Source organism: Roseibium alexandrii DFL-11, assembly GCF_000158095.2.
Taxonomy (GTDB): Bacteria; Pseudomonadota; Alphaproteobacteria; order Rhizobiales; family Stappiaceae; genus Roseibium; species Roseibium alexandrii.
Genome location: NZ_CM011002.1, coordinates 2,397,496 through 2,409,774, shown reverse-complemented (window position 1 = coordinate 2,409,774; position 12,279 = coordinate 2,397,496). Strand labels below are relative to the sequence as shown.

At 57.4% G+C, this 12,279-nt stretch carries 13 protein-coding genes; 8 read left to right on the top strand and 5 right to left on the bottom strand.

The features are described 5' to 3' along the window. The 3 genes from metF to SADFL11_RS25710 all read left to right on the top strand — a co-directional run bounded on the left by metF (position 1) and on the right by SADFL11_RS25710 (position 5,249). Positions 1-912, top strand: coding sequence for a methylenetetrahydrofolate reductase [NAD(P)H] (gene metF, locus SADFL11_RS11260; protein WP_040451680.1), 912 nt, complete (start codon positions 1-3; stop codon positions 910-912). A 230-nt stretch (positions 913-1,142) separates the two neighbouring features. Then, positions 1,143-4,871 (top strand): methionine synthase, encoded by a 3,729-nt coding sequence (metH, locus tag SADFL11_RS11255; RefSeq protein ID WP_008197402.1) that lies wholly within the window; start codon positions 1,143-1,145, stop codon positions 4,869-4,871. A 246-nt stretch (positions 4,872-5,117) separates the two neighbouring features. Next, positions 5,118-5,249 (top strand): hypothetical protein, encoded by a 132-nt coding sequence (locus SADFL11_RS25710; protein WP_008193079.1) that lies wholly within the window; start codon positions 5,118-5,120, stop codon positions 5,247-5,249. A gap of 151 nt (positions 5,250-5,400) precedes the next feature. Here SADFL11_RS25710 and SADFL11_RS11250 read toward each other — a convergent pair whose 3' ends face one another. Beyond that, positions 5,401-6,087 carry an ArsR/SmtB family transcription factor gene (locus SADFL11_RS11250; RefSeq protein ID WP_008195211.1) on the bottom strand — a complete coding sequence of 229 codons (687 nt, stop codon included), beginning with the start codon at positions 6,085-6,087 and terminating at the stop codon, positions 5,401-5,403. A gap of 144 nt (positions 6,088-6,231) precedes the next feature. Here SADFL11_RS11250 and SADFL11_RS11245 point away from each other — a divergent pair, with 144 nt between their 5' ends. From SADFL11_RS11245 to SADFL11_RS11225, 5 genes are read left to right on the top strand one after another with little or no spacing between them, the layout of a single operon-like run. Further along, a complete protein-coding gene (locus tag SADFL11_RS11245) occupies positions 6,232-6,576 on the top strand; it encodes an NIPSNAP family protein (RefSeq protein ID WP_008189800.1) in 345 nt (114 codons plus the stop codon). Further along, positions 6,573-6,929, top strand: coding sequence for an antibiotic biosynthesis monooxygenase family protein (locus tag SADFL11_RS11240; protein ID WP_008190702.1), 357 nt, complete (start codon positions 6,573-6,575; stop codon positions 6,927-6,929). The genes SADFL11_RS11245 and SADFL11_RS11240 overlap by 4 nt, the downstream gene beginning before the upstream one ends. Then, on the top strand, positions 6,929-7,846 hold the full coding sequence (locus SADFL11_RS11235) for a DMT family transporter (RefSeq protein ID WP_209002790.1): 918 nt from the start codon (positions 6,929-6,931) through the stop codon (positions 7,844-7,846). Before SADFL11_RS11240 ends, SADFL11_RS11235 begins: the two co-directional genes overlap by 1 nt. Then, a complete protein-coding gene (locus SADFL11_RS11230; protein ID WP_050776061.1) occupies positions 7,843-8,265 on the top strand; it encodes a (R)-mandelonitrile lyase in 423 nt (140 codons plus the stop codon). Before SADFL11_RS11235 ends, SADFL11_RS11230 begins: the two co-directional genes overlap by 4 nt. Before the next feature lie 9 nt (positions 8,266-8,274). Continuing rightward, a complete protein-coding gene (locus SADFL11_RS11225; protein ID WP_008191803.1) occupies positions 8,275-8,787 on the top strand; it encodes a GNAT family N-acetyltransferase in 513 nt (170 codons plus the stop codon). Between the two features lie 171 nt (positions 8,788-8,958). Here SADFL11_RS11225 and SADFL11_RS11220 read toward each other — a convergent pair whose 3' ends face one another. The 4 genes from SADFL11_RS11220 to SADFL11_RS11205 form a co-directional block, all read right to left on the bottom strand. Then, positions 8,959-9,525: a DedA family protein gene (locus tag SADFL11_RS11220; RefSeq protein ID WP_008196111.1), complete on the bottom strand. Its 567-nt coding sequence runs from the start codon at positions 9,523-9,525 to the stop codon at positions 8,959-8,961. A 102-nt stretch (positions 9,526-9,627) separates the two neighbouring features. After that, positions 9,628-10,449 (bottom strand): ABC transporter permease, encoded by an 822-nt coding sequence (locus SADFL11_RS11215; RefSeq protein WP_008195771.1) that lies wholly within the window; start codon positions 10,447-10,449, stop codon positions 9,628-9,630. Then, a complete protein-coding gene (locus SADFL11_RS11210; protein WP_008192666.1) occupies positions 10,442-11,209 on the bottom strand; it encodes an ABC transporter ATP-binding protein in 768 nt (255 codons plus the stop codon). The genes SADFL11_RS11215 and SADFL11_RS11210 overlap by 8 nt, the downstream gene beginning before the upstream one ends. A gap of 47 nt (positions 11,210-11,256) precedes the next feature. After that, positions 11,257-12,279 carry an ABC transporter substrate-binding protein gene (locus SADFL11_RS11205; RefSeq protein WP_008192068.1) on the bottom strand — a complete coding sequence of 341 codons (1,023 nt, stop codon included), beginning with the start codon at positions 12,277-12,279 and terminating at the stop codon, positions 11,257-11,259.

The window sequence follows — 12,279 nt, the reverse complement described above, 5'->3', positions numbered from 1 at the left end:
ATGACTGTTTTGTCATCCCGACTGTCCCGAGGTGTTATTAAGACACCGATCACCGCATCCTTCGAGTTCTTCCCCCCGAAGTCCGAAAAGATGGGGGAGACACTTTGGGAAACGGTCCAGCGCCTCGCGCCGCTCAACCCGTCTTTTGTATCGGTCACCTATGGTGCTGGCGGATCGACCCGAGAGCGGACCCACAAGACCGTTGAGCGCATCTTGAACGAGACCGATCTCGCACCGGCGGCACACCTGACATGTGTCGGCTCTCCAAAGGCGGAAGTCGATGCGATCGTCAAAGATTATTGGGATCTTGGCGTGCGCCACCTTGTAGCATTGCGCGGTGATCCGCTTGCAGGCATCGGCGCGGTTTATGAGCCGCATCCGGAGGGCTATGCCTACGCGACCGATCTGGTTGAAGGTATCAAGAAAATCGCCAATTTTGACGTTTCGGTATCCGGCTACCCGGAAAAACATCCCGAGAGTGGTAGCTGGCAGAAAGAAATCGACAACCTGAAGCGTAAGGTTGATGCCGGTGCGGACCGGATCATCACCCAGTACTTCTTCGACAACGATCTGTTTGATGACTACCTGGACCGTATTGCGGCAGCCGGCATCAATATCCCGGTGATCCCCGGCATCCTGCCAATCCATAATTTTGAGCAGACCATGGTGTTCTCTGCAAAATGCGGCACCTCGATCCCCGAATGGGTCGCGCGGCGCTTTGCCGGTCTGCAGAACGATCCGGAAACCCGCAAGCTCGTCGGTGTGGCCATTGCCTGTGAGCAGGTAATGGACCTGGTCGACCGCGGCCTGACGGACTTCCATTTCTACACGATGAACCGTGCCGATCTGACTTACGCCATCTGCCACATGCTTGGGATGGGGCAGCATGGCACCGAGAAAGTGGCGGCTTAAAGCAAATCCTCTCGCTGCCTTTCCGGCTTCGAGCCCAGACCGCATGGTTTTTGAGATATGAGGGCCCCGGATTAGGTCCGGGGCGGCATTAGTATAACGGCTGTCCCGGTCTTGAACCGGGACCTGACGAGTTTGGAATACCGCGGCCCGGAGCAAGTCCGCTGCGGCAATGTAAAAGACAGCCGTCCCGGCCTTGAGCCGGGAGCCTGGCCAAGAGGTAGGAAACCCCCGTGACCAAGTCTGACGCCTTCGCGCGCCTTCAGGAGATCGCCAAATCCCGCATTCTGGTGCTGGACGGAGCCATGGGGACTGAAATTCAGTTGCTCAAACTGGACGAGGCAGCCTATCGCGGTGAGCGTTTCAAGGACTGGCCGTCGGATGTGAAGGGCAACAATGACCTCCTCAGCCTGACAATGCCCGACGCCATTCGCCAGATCCATGTCGACTATCTGGAAGCGGGCGCAGATATAGTCGAGACCAACACGTTTTCCTCCACCACCATCGCCCAGGCCGATTACGGCATGGAGGAACTGGCCTATGAGCTGAACGTGGAAAGTGCACGTCTGGCGCGCGAGGCCTGCGAACAGGTAACAGCCCAAGATACGTCCCGGCCCCGCTATGTCGCCGGAGCGCTCGGGCCGACCAACCGGACGGCATCCATTTCGCCAGATGTGAACAATCCCGGGTACCGGGCTGTCAGCTTTGATGATCTCAGGATTGCCTACGCAGAGGCTGTACGCGGTCTGATCGAAGGTGGTGCGGATATTTTACTTGTCGAGACAATCTTCGACACCCTGAATGCCAAGGCAGCGCTGTTTGCCATTGAAGAAGTGTTCGAGGAGATTGGCAGGGAACTGCCGGTGATGATTTCCGGCACGATCACCGATCTCTCTGGCCGGACCCTTTCCGGCCAGACACCGGAAGCCTTCTGGAACTCCGTGCGCCACACCAATCCTTTGACCATTGGCCTCAACTGTGCGCTCGGCGCGAAGGAAATGCGGGCGCATGTCGATGAGCTCGGCCGCGTCGCCGATACACTTGTCTGTGCTTATCCGAACGCGGGCCTGCCGAACGAGTTTGGCGAATATGATGAGAGCCCGGAGCATATGGCCGGCCTCATCGAGGAGTTCGCCTCGGCGGGCCTCGTGAACATGGTCGGTGGGTGCTGTGGCACCACACCTGCCCACATCAAGGCGATCGCCGAGGCGGTCGAAGGCAAAAAACCCCGAGAAATCCCGACCGTCGATCGGTACATGCGTTTGTCCGGCCTCGAGCCGTTCTCGCTGACTCCTGAAGTCAATTTTGTGAACGTCGGCGAGCGGACGAACGTGACCGGTTCGGCGCGGTTCCGCAAGCTGATCAAGGAAGGCGACTACGCGACCGCGCTCGACGTTGCCCGGAGCCAGGTCGAGAACGGCGCCCAGATCATCGACATCAACATGGACGAAGGGCTTCTGGACTCCGAAGACGCCATGGTCACCTTCCTCAATCTTGTGGCAGCTGAACCCGATATCGCCAAAGTGCCGGTGATGATTGACAGCTCCAAATGGACGGTTATCGAAGCCGGACTGAAGTGTATTCAGGGCAAGGGCGTCGTCAATTCAATCTCGATGAAGGAGGGCGAAGAGGCGTTCCTGGAGCAAGCCAAGCTGATCCGGCGCTACGGCGCTGCGGTCGTCGTCATGGCCTTTGACGAACAGGGCCAGGCCGACACGTTTGAGCGCAAGACCGAGATCTGTGCGCGGTCCTACAAGATCCTGACCGAAAAAGCGGGCTTTGCGCCTGAAGACATCGTCTTCGACCCGAACATATTTGCGGTTGCGACCGGGATCGAGGAGCACGACAACTACGGCGTCGACTTCATCGAGGCGACCGGCTGGATCCGCGAGAACCTGCCTCATGCCCATGTTTCGGGCGGGGTTTCCAACCTGTCGTTCTCGTTCCGCGGCAACGAGGCCGTGCGCGAGGCGATGCACTCCGTCTTCCTCTATCACTGCATCAAGCGCGGCATGGACATGGGCATTGTCAATGCTGGCCAGCTGGCGGTCTATAACGATCTCGATACGGAACTGCGCGAGCTTTGCGAAGACGTTGTTCTGAACCGCCGGTCTGATGCGACGGACCGCATGCTGGACGCAGCCGAGCGCTGGAAAGGCGAGGGGGGCAAGAAGAAGGAAGCCGATCTCACCTGGCGGACGTGGGACGTTGCCAAGCGTCTTGAGCATGCGCTGGTCCACGGCATTGACGACTATGTGGTGGAAGACACAGAGGAAGCCCGTCAAAGCTTCGACCGACCGCTGCACGTCATCGAAGGTCCGCTGATGGACGGCATGAACGTGGTTGGCGATCTCTTCGGATCCGGTCAGATGTTCCTGCCGCAGGTGGTCAAATCCGCCCGCGTCATGAAAAAGGCCGTCGCCTATCTGATGCCCTTCATGGAGAAGGAAAAAGAAGAGCAGGGCCTCACCGGTTATTCCTCGCAGGGCAAGATCCTGATGGCAACGGTGAAGGGTGACGTCCACGACATCGGCAAGAACATTGTCGGCGTGGTCCTTCAGTGCAACAACTTCGAGGTCATCGACCTTGGGGTCATGGTCCCGGCTGCAAAGATCCTGGAGACCGCCAAGCAGGAAAAGGTCGACATCATCGGTCTCAGCGGTCTGATCACGCCGTCGTTGGATGAAATGTGCCATGTCGCAGCCGAAATGGAGCGCGAAGGTTTGGACATTCCGCTGCTGATCGGCGGAGCCACCACGTCAAAGATCCACACGGCAGTGAAGATTCATCCCAATTACGCAAAGGGCCAGGCGATCTATGTGACCGATGCCGGCCGGGCGGTTGGCGTTGCCTCCAAGCTGATGAGTGAGGGAGGACGTGCGCCATACTATGGCGAGGTTCGCACTGAATATGCGGATATTGCCGAAAAGCATGCCGCAGGCCGGGGAGCCGCCCGCCGGGTTCAGTTGCTGGATGCCCGTGCCAATGCCTTCAAGGTTGATTTTGAAGGGAAAGCGCCCGTCAGGCCGAACCAGCTCGGCACCACGGTGTTCGACGATTTCCCGCTGGAAGAGCTGGTGCCGGTGATCGACTGGACGCCGTTCTTTGCAACCTGGGAAATCAAGGGCCGCTACCCGCAGGTTCTGACCGATGACCGGTATGGTGTTGCGGCAACGGCGCTTTTTGATGACGCCCGACGGATGCTGGACGAAATCGTTGAAAAGAAACTTCTGACAGCGCGTGGTGTTGCGAAGCTATGGCCGGCCAATGCTGTTGGCGACGACATTCTGGTCTACTCCGGTGAGAACCGCGGTGAAGTCGCGGCAACCTTCCACACGCTTCGACAGCAAATGGCCCGCACGTCCGGTGGCCGCGCCAATGTGGCGATGAGCGATTTCGTGGCGCCTCTCGACAGCGGCATCAATGACTGGATCGGCGGATTTGCCGTCACGGCGGGTCACGGTGAAGACGAGCTTGCTGGCCGTTACGCCAAGCAGGGAGACGATTACAACAAGATCCTGTCGCAGGCTCTGGCGGATCGTCTCGCAGAAGCGTTCGCCGAGAAGCTGCACCAAATCGTGCGCAAGGATCTTTGGGGCTATGCGGCTGGTGAAACACTATCCAGTGAGGAACTGATTGCAGAAAAGTATCAGGGTATCCGTCCGGCGCCAGGTTATCCCGCACAGCCGGACCACACGGAGAAGGACACGCTTTTCCGCCTGCTCGATGCGGAGAAACTGACAGGTATCCAGCTGACAGAGAGCCGGGCGATGTTGCCGGGATCCTCCGTCTCCGGGCTCTATTTTGCGCATCCCGACAGCCACTATTTCGGGGTTGGAAAGATCGAAAAGGATCAAATTGTGGATTACGCCAAAAGAAAAGGCTGGGATGTGGAGTATGCAGAGCGCTGGCTGGCACCGATCCTCAATTACGACCCGGCCCGGATGGTAGCTGCGGAATAGATCATCGCAGTCAACTAGTTACAGATCAGGAAAATCCCGCGCCTTTGGCAGCGGGATTTTTTTTGATGGCTAGTGCTAAGTCGGCTAATGAAATGCGTTCGCCTTGCAGGGTGGGCATTACGTAAGGAAATTAAGAGGAAATTCACACAATACGCACATTGTGCGCCTTGAAAAAGTGCACCTTGTGCGCTAAATTCATTTCCATAATAAAGAACCCGACCCGGTTTCCGGGCGAAGGAGATAAAAATGATTGTGCAAGTCGCTAAAACACTTCTGGTCAACCACCGTCAAGATTACAACCGTGACCGTTTGCCGTGGTTGCCCGCACGTCTCTACCGGTCGTTGCGTGAAGCCCGTCAGGGCCGCAAGGCAGGGTAAGGCGCTGAAGTTTTGGCCCCGTACCGCATCCGATCCGAACGGATAAAAGAACATCATTACTCGGATGAACTAAAACACTGAAAACCCGGCTCCGGCCGGGTTTTGTTTTGGTCCGGTCATACCAGAACTCGGGTATGGAAACGGACTCCAATCAAATTGGAAACAAGGCCTTGAGTTCAGCGTCGCCCTTCTGAGATATATGAACCACGCGGCTGTCAGGTTCGCGCCGAAGCCATTTGTTTTGCTGGAAGCGGGACAAAAGGGCGGCTCCCACTGCCCCCGCCAGATGATTGCGCCGTTCGCTCCAGTCAAGACAGGGGCGGCACATTGGTCTGCGGGCGGCCTTCAAGGGTAAAAGGTCTACGCCTATTGTTGCGAGAAACGCCTCACCAGTCTCCGTCAAAGCAATTCCACCGGCATCGGAGGACGTAGTCAAGAAGCCGCGCGTTTCGAGACTGTCATAGATCCGGACTGCCATATCGCCGGCAAGATGATCATAACAAACACGGGCCGTCCGCATAGCCGGATCGCGCGGTCCGGTGCGGGTGCGCAAATGTCCCTTGTTTGCCGCAAGCCCCATCAGGGCTTCAAGGGTTGTACCGACTTCCGGGCCGGCCAGGGTGAAGTAACGGTGCCGCCCCTGCTTTGCTTGAGTAAGCAGCCCGCCTTCCATGAGTTTTTTCAAGTGGGAGCTGGCTGTCTGGCCGGTGATCCCTGCCTCGACTGCCAATTCTGTCGCAGTAAGCGCCTTGCCGCTCATAAGCGCTGACAGAATGTTGGCTCTGGCGGGATCACCAATAAGCCCGCCGATCCGCGCTATGTCTGGTCCGTCTTTCATGGTTCGATCTCCATCAAAGTGTGGCCGTCAGGATGGCATGGGGTGGCAGGGAGCACCAGTCACAATACTTCGATCCCGGTCGAAGCATTCAAAGCGGCAACTGTGGCACATCCTTGGCCTGCTCAACGAGAGAGGACCACAACCATGATCACTTGTTTCATCCGCTATCACATCGATCCAACCAAAAAGGCTCAGTTTGAAGAATATGCGCGCAACTGGGGACAGGCGATTCCCCGCTGCGGTGCGGATCTTCTTGGCTATTTTACTCCGCATGAAGGATCGACCACTCTGGCGTATGGCGTTTATTCCATTGAAAATTTGGCGACCTACGAGGCCTACCGGGCCCGGCTTTCCGCCGATCCGATAGGGCAGGAGAACTACGCCTTTGCCATGCGCGAAAAATTCATCTTGAGAGAAGACCGGACGTTCTTGAAACTCGCCTCAACACCGCATGGCAAACTGATCGGGTTTGAGGGAGAGCACCAATGATCGCAGTCATTTTCGAGGTCATACCGCATGAGGACAAGAAACAGGATTACCTCGACATGGCCGCCGAGATGCGGCCCTTGGTCGAAGAAATCGACGGTTTCCTGTCGGTTGAGCGGTTTCAAAGCCTGACCAATCCGGAAAAGCTGCTCTCGCTGTCCTTCTTCATAGACGAAGGGGCGCTCGATCAGTGGCGTCAGCTGACCCAGCACCGCAAGGCGCAATCGGTCGGGCGGAACAGCTATTTCAAGGACTACCGTCTCCGAGTGTCGCATGTGCTGCGCGATTACGGCATGTCGGAGCGGGCTGAAGCGCCATCGGACAGCCGCGCCTTGCATGATCGGCAAGAGCGATGATGGGGCTGAGACTGGAGTTCGGCCTGCTTGGTCTGCTCGCGCTCCTTTGGGGCTCATCCTACATGTGGATCAGCCTTGCGCTGGATACCATTCCGCCGCTGACGTTGATCACTTTAAGGGTTGGGCTGGCATCTCTCGTTTTGTTTGCGATCCTGAGCATTCGTGGCCTGCACCTTCCGACTGACAAGAAAACCTGGCGCGCGCTTTTCATCCAATCAATCGTCAACAGCACAGGACCCTGGCTGCTTCTGGCCTGGGGGCAGCAGTCTGTCGAAAGCGCGGTCGCCAGTGTGTTGAATTCCACATCGCCGCTATTTGTCTTCTTCTTCTCTTTGTTCCTGATGTCCGGCAGTGACAGACCAGCGGGGCAACAACTTCTCGGCGCGCTTGCCGGGATTGCGGGAATTGTTCAGATCGTGGGGACAGGTGCTCTGGAGAGCCTGGGCGGTGCCTTTGTGCCGCAGGTGGCGGTCCTCGCGGGTGCAGCGCTCTACGGGATAGCCGCGATCCGGGGTCGCCAGTTTGCGCATATGCCGCCTCTGGTTACGGCTGCTGGGACGCTTATTTGCTCGACCATGACGCTGCTGCCGCTCAGCCTGATGATCGACCATCCCTGGACCCTGCAGATCTCGCCTCAAAGCCTTTGGGCCGCCGGTATTCTCAGTGTCTTCTGCACTGCATTTGCGTTCCTGATCTATTTCCGTCTGATCAACACGATTGGACCGATGGGGACGTCCAGTCAGGCCTATCTGCGCTCCGGAATTGGCGTTCTTCTGGGTATCGTCTTCTTGAACGAGACACTGGATCTGGAAACGATTGCCGGGATTTGCCTTGCCATATTCGGTGTTGTTCTGATCAACTGGCGGCGCCCCAAAAAACAGGCATCGAGTAAAACGGCACAGGAGAGTTCTGGATGAGTGTGTTGACGGTTTATGAGGCGGGATCCCGGCCAACAAAACGGGCAAACCCGGACTACTTCACAGGAACCGTATGGCAGGATCCGGTGATCGAGGCTCCGGCTCCGGCGCGGGTTCAAGCCGTCAAGGTGACCTTTGAGCCGGGAGCCCGCACGCACTGGCACTCACATCCACTCGGCCAGACCCTACAGATCCTGAGTGGTGCAGGCTTCGTACATTTGTGGGGGCAAGACAAGCTATCGATCATGCCGGGCGATGTGATCTGGATCCCACCTGGTATCAAACATTGGCATGGCGCAGCCCGCCATGTCTCCATGGTGCATCTCGCAATCCACGAAGCCGAGAATGGTTCCGTTGCAGAGTGGCTGGAACCTGTCGACGAGGCTACCTATCGGGGAGATCTGGAAGCGCGGCGGTGAGGAGCTTACATGGACGTTTTCATACGCAGACTGTCGGCAGCCGATGTCGCAACCTACAGGCAAATTCGGCTAGAGAGCCTGCAGCGGCACCCGGACGTGTTCGGGACCAGCTATGAAGAAGAAGCAGTTCTGCCAGATGAAGTTTTCGTACAGCAACTGACGACAAATTTAATTCTCGGCGGTGGGGCTGACGAACAGCATGTCACTGGAATTGTTGGCTTTATCGTTGGCGGCGCGTTGAAGGTCCGGCACAAGGGTATCCTCTGGGGGCTTTATGTGCAGCCGGAAGCGCGCGGGTCCGGATTGGCAAAGGCTCTGGTCAATACGCTTATTGATGCAGTGAAGGACGAAGTTGAGCAAATTCAATTGTCCGTTGGTGCTCATAACGTACCGGCGGCCAGACTGTATCAGGGGTTTGGGTTTGAACCCTACGGACTTGAAAACAGCGCCCTGAAGGTTGGGGAGCAGTACCTTGACGAAGTTCTCATGGCCCTCGATCTGCGGAAATTGAAGCAGTCTTAAGTTCAGCAAACCAAAAGCTGCCTTTCAAGACACTTGAGGACCATTCTGGCGATCACCCGAACAGGCTAAAGAGCGGAATATCCGTAGGTCGCCGGTCGATGTTGCACCTGCCGCAGAGATCTGGAAGCGCGGCGTAAAGCGAGCCTGGTGAGCTGGTATTCTCCGCAGCCTTCAATTCGCAGAGGCGAGGGGCGTCCGTCTGAGCCGCCACCAGGCAAGGCCGATCACCAGGGCCATCGCGGCGAGCAAAGCAACACTCACAAATCCCCATCCGCCCTCTACGGCCGTTTGAACCTGCGCACCAAACATGTATCCGGTGCCAACTAAAATTGTTGTCCAGAGGGCTGCCGACGCAGCATTCAGCAGCGTGAAAGTTGGCCAGGGCATTGGCCCAAGTCCCATTGGCAAGGCCCCGATGGTGCGCATGCCTTTTGGATACCGGTACATGAAGACGTAAAGCGATCCGTACCTCGTGACCAGCGAGGTGGCGGTCGCAAAAGCGCGTTGAAGACGAGGGCGGTGAGACAAGTCCGGGAGCCCATAACGGCGTACCAGACCAAACCGCAATTCATCGCCGAGATAACCGCCGAAAAACGTGGCTGTTGCGACCGGGCCGACCTCGAGGGCACCCGTTTGAGCAGCAAACCCCGCGAATAAAGGCAAAGCACCACTCTTCAGCGCGCAGTAGCCGAAAAGCAGCACATAGATCAAAGGGCCGTAAGAGCTGATCAGGTCCAAGAGCTGTTCCAGAGGGATCTCCTGCAGGGCAAGTTTCGTGATCGTAGAAGATCAAAAATAGGTCGTCGTTTGGCCGCGACCAGATCTGAAATGCCGGCAGCTCTAGACCCGCCAGACCAGAAGCCTGCGTTCCAGGAACCCGATGACCATGTTGAGGATCACGCCAAGCAAGGACAGGATCACGACGCCGGCAAAAAGACGGTCGAGGTCATAGAGCGATCCGGCCTGAAGCACATAGGCGCCGATTCCATATTCTGCGCCCAACATTTCTGCTGCCGTCAGCAAGATGATGGCGATCGCCAAGGATATGCGAAGACCCGACAGGATACCCGGCATGGCGCCCGGCAGAATGATTTTTCGCACAATAGAGAGCCAGGAGAGGCCGAAACTCTGCCCCATCCGGATCAGAGTTCGATCAACGTTGTCGACGGCCCCATAGGTCGCCACAACTGTCGGGGTAAAGGTGCCAAAGGCGATCAGCGCGTATTTCGATCCCTCATCGATGCCGAACCAAATAACAAACAGCGGCAACAGGGCGATCTTCGGCACCGGGAATAAAGCCGCGACCAGAGGCACAAGCCCTGAGCGCGCATAGCTGAACAAGCCGATGAGAATGCCGGTCCCGGTCCCGGCAACGGCGCCGAGGAACCCGCCGACCGCTAGGCGGGTCAACGAAGGCAGCATGTGAGCCGTGAACTGGCCGGATTGATAAAGCTCGACAAGGGTGCGCAGGACGTCGGATGGTTTGGGGAGCGTCAGCGCTGATATCCAGCCGGACTGGGTGCCCCACTCCATAACCAGAATGAGCACGGCAAACACGGCAATACCAGTCCACCGTCGTGGCTTTGGTGCAAAGCCACCGCCGCGAAAACGGACAGTCTGAGCCGTGTCCTTGCGGCTTTCCGAAACAGAAGCATCAGCCATCGAGCAATTCCGTATCTGCTGTTCGGGCTTCTTCCCTGAGAAGAGACCACAAGTGCTTTTGTGTCTTTTCCAGGTCGGTGTCCCCCAATTGACGGTCTTCCAGGGGCTTATCCAGCGTTACGATTTCGCGGATTTTCCCAGGCCGGCGGGACAGAACCACGATTGAGTGCCCAAGACGTACGGCTTCTGCCAGATTGTGGGTGACATAGACGGAGGTAAACGGTGTCCGCGTCCACAGTCCGACCAAGTCGTCCATCAACAGTTCGCGGGTCTGGCTGTCGAGCGCGGACAAGGGCTCGTCCATCAGCATCACAGCTGGCCGGACTGCCAAGGCTCTTGCAATTGCAACACGTTGTTTCATGCCGCCGGAGAGCTGCTTGGGCAGAGCCTTTTCGAAACCGGTGAGATTGGTCCGCGCGAGGACATCGGAAATGATCTCCCGAGTTTCCGATCCTTTGATGCCATGGTCTTCCAGGACCAGAGAAACGTTGCCTTCGACCGTTCGCCAGGGCAGGATAGCAAAATCCTGAAAAACGTAGGTCAGCGGATTGAGACTACCCGGCGGCGGCGACCCGACTTGAACAACGCGGCCCTTGGTCGGTTGTTCCAAGCCGCCGATAAACCGCAATAGCGTGGATTTTCCGCAGCCGGACGGGCCGACAATGCACACAATATGGCCGCTGGGGACGTCGAGCGTGATGTCTTCGAGCACGGTGACAGTGTCATAAGCGTGCCCGACGCCCTCAAGACGTAGGTCCATGAATTACTCCGGGAAGTGCGGGCGCTTGGCGCCCGCGCTCTTTTTGATCAGGATTTCAGGATCTCGACATAAGACGGGTCGACAAGTGTATCCAGCGTCACGTCCTTCGACACCAGATCCTCGGACTGGAACCAGGCCAGCTGGTTTTCGATCGATGTGACGTTCAGGGCTGCGCCCTCGTTCAGGTACATCGCGCCGTTGATGATTGACGGCGCGGCCTTCTCCCGCGGACGGTCCGCGTAGACGTATTTGTGAATCAGATCGACCATTTCGCTCACACCGGCGTCGCCGTTGGTCTTGGCAACAAGATCAGCATCGTAATCGGCAACACCCCTTGAGAAGGCCGTCAGGAAATCCGTGGTCATGCCTTTCTCGTCTTCAGCGTTTTTCGTCGATGTAAAGACCGTGGTGACCTGATAGTCCGGAATGTAGTCAACGACATTGCCGATGATGTGCACGGCACCGGAGCCGGACAGCGGCTTGGCGATGTGCGGAACAATGGACCAGGCATCGATCTGGCCGGACTTCAGGGCGCCAATGATCGCCCCGACTTTCTGCAATGGCTTGAACTTGAGTTCCACGCCTTCCTTCGCAGCAATGGTGGAGCCCATGTAATGGAACGACGACCCGGCCGTTGTGATGCCGAACGTCTTGCCGCCGAGATCGGCAGGGGTTTTCAGACCGCCTTGGAAAGCGGCGTCGGAGGCGAGAATTTTCTGCCCGTCGACACCTTTTCTTTCAGACAAGGCTCCGCCGATCACCTTGATCGCACCTTTGTCCGCAAGCGAAATCAGACCACCGGAAACAGCTGTCACCGCATAGTCGATATCGCCGGAAGCAATGGCGACCGCCATCGGCTGGGCCGCCTGGAAGAACTTGAATTCAACGTCGAGACCGGCATCTGCAAAATAGCCGCGCTCATAGGCAACAAAGCTTCCCGAATGCGATGTAAAGCGCAGCGCGCCGACCTTGATCTTCTTTTTGCTGGCAATTGCAGGGGCGCTCAGCGTGGTGGATGCTGCAGCAGCACCTAGCAGCGTTAGAGCCTTGCGGCGGTTCATCGAGATCAT

What these genes read in the sequence shown, in the direction of transcription:
- SADFL11_RS11210 (WP_008192666.1), bottom strand. Translation starts at nt 11,209, where the DNA reads ATGGACCTACGTCTTGAGGGCGTCGGGCACGCTTATGACACTGTCACC.
- SADFL11_RS11245 (WP_008189800.1), top strand. Translation starts at nt 6,232, where the DNA reads ATGATCACTTGTTTCATCCGCTATCACATCGATCCAACCAAAAAGGCT.
- SADFL11_RS11235 (WP_209002790.1), top strand. Translation starts at nt 6,929, where the DNA reads ATGGGGCTGAGACTGGAGTTCGGCCTGCTTGGTCTGCTCGCGCTCCTT.
- metF (WP_040451680.1), top strand. Translation starts at nt 1, where the DNA reads ATGACTGTTTTGTCATCCCGACTGTCCCGAGGTGTTATTAAGACACCG.
- SADFL11_RS11250 (WP_008195211.1), bottom strand. Translation starts at nt 6,087, where the DNA reads ATGAAAGACGGACCAGACATAGCGCGGATCGGCGGGCTTATTGGTGAT.
- SADFL11_RS11225 (WP_008191803.1), top strand. Translation starts at nt 8,275, where the DNA reads ATGGACGTTTTCATACGCAGACTGTCGGCAGCCGATGTCGCAACCTAC.
- SADFL11_RS11215 (WP_008195771.1), bottom strand. Translation starts at nt 10,449, where the DNA reads ATGGCTGATGCTTCTGTTTCGGAAAGCCGCAAGGACACGGCTCAGACT.
- SADFL11_RS11230 (WP_050776061.1), top strand. Translation starts at nt 7,843, where the DNA reads ATGAGTGTGTTGACGGTTTATGAGGCGGGATCCCGGCCAACAAAACGG.
- SADFL11_RS11205 (WP_008192068.1), bottom strand. Translation starts at nt 12,279, where the DNA reads ATGATCTCGATGAACCGCCGCAAGGCTCTAACGCTGCTAGGTGCTGCT.
- SADFL11_RS11240 (WP_008190702.1), top strand. Translation starts at nt 6,573, where the DNA reads ATGATCGCAGTCATTTTCGAGGTCATACCGCATGAGGACAAGAAACAG.
- SADFL11_RS25710 (WP_008193079.1), top strand. Translation starts at nt 5,118, where the DNA reads ATGATTGTGCAAGTCGCTAAAACACTTCTGGTCAACCACCGTCAAGAT.